Origin of the sequence: Streptomyces solincola (genome assembly GCF_002982015.1) — a bacterium.
GTDB classification, from domain to species: domain Bacteria; phylum Actinomycetota; class Actinomycetes; order Streptomycetales; family Streptomycetaceae; genus Streptomyces; species Streptomyces solincola.
Genome location: NZ_PVLV01000743.1, coordinates 1 through 1,253 on the forward strand (window position 1 = coordinate 1; position 1,253 = coordinate 1,253).

Below are 1,253 nucleotides of genomic sequence, written 5' to 3' on the forward strand. Positions count from 1 at the left end.
CCTCTGCGTCCCGGGGGCTCGGAGATGTGTATAAGAGCCAGCCCCAGCGCCGCGCCCCCGGCCAGCGCGGGGCGCGGGCCCGACGCCGGCGCCCCACACCCGCGGACCGCCCCGCTCCCGCGGTGACGGGCTCCGCCGGCGCGCGGCCCGCGAGCTGCGCCAGCGCCGACACCACCACGGCGAACCCGGCCAGCCCCTGCGCGCACGGCGGGCAGCGCCGCACATGCGCCTCGCACTCCACCGCGTCCCCGGGCTCCAGCACACCCAGCGCATAAGCGGCGACATCGTGATGCCGCTCCCGCAGACTCATCGGGGTGCCTCTCCCTGCCCTCACGCGCTGGACGCGCTCACCGGAGCCGGGTCCTCGCCGGCCCTGCCCACACCTGCGTGGACCAGTACGTGCCGAAGCCCGCTTCCGGCTCAATCACCGGCCCGCCTACACTCCGCGGTCATGGTGCGCGCACTGGCCGTCGACGACGAGCAACCCGCTCTGGCGGAGCTGCTCTACCTCCTGCGGGCCGACCCCCGGGTCCGCAGCGCGGAAGGAGCCCCGGACGCCGACACCGCGCTGAGCCGCATCGGACGGGCACTGGCGGCCGGCGCGGCCGGCGAGGACGCCGTCGACGTCGTCTTCCTGGACATCCAGATGGCCGGGCGGACCGGACTGGACGTCGCCCGGTTGATTGCCCACTTCGACCGCCCGCCGCTCATCGTCTTCGTCACCGCCCACGAGGGCTTCGCCCTCCAGGCGTTCGACCTCAAGGCCGTCGACTACGTGCTCAAGCCGGTCCGCCGCGAACGCCTCGCCGAGGCGGTACGCCGGGTCCGCGACCTCACCGAACCGGCCCCGGCCGCCGCCGCCCCCGAGCAGATCGCCGTCGAGCTCGGCGGTGTCACCCGGTTCGTCGCCGTCGAGGACATCGCCTACGTCGAGGCCCAGGGCGACTACGCCCGGCTGCACACCGGGGACGGCAGCCACCTGGTCCGCATCCCGCTGTCCACGCTGGAGGAACGCTGGGCGGCGCACGGCTTCGTCCGGGTGCACCGCAGCCACCTGGTCGCCCTGCGCCGGGTCGAGGAGCTGCGGCTGGACGCCGGGACCACCACCGTCAAGGTGGCCGGCGCCGACCTCGCGGTGAGCCGCCGGCACGCCCGACCGCTGCGCGACCTGCTCACCCGGCACGCCGCCCAGGGCGACCCGCCCCGCCCCTGAACCCACCGGCGGACCCGAGGGCTACCGTCCGGCGAGCCCT

Annotated in this window: 1 protein-coding gene and 1 pseudogene; one reads left to right on the top strand and one right to left on the bottom strand. The window is 75.8% G+C overall.

Annotation, left to right across the window (positions count from 1 at the left end):
• A pseudogene (locus C6N75_RS31190) lies at positions 1 to 310 on the bottom strand (hypothetical protein); the annotation flags it as partial.
• Between the two features lie 141 nt (positions 311 to 451).
• Here C6N75_RS31190 and C6N75_RS29875 point away from each other — a divergent pair.
• Positions 452 to 1,213 carry a LytR/AlgR family response regulator transcription factor gene (locus C6N75_RS29875; protein ID WP_105871952.1) on the top strand — a complete coding sequence of 254 codons (762 nt, stop codon included), beginning with the start codon at positions 452 to 454 and terminating at the stop codon, positions 1,211 to 1,213.
• Positions 1,214 to 1,253 lie beyond the last annotated feature (40 nt).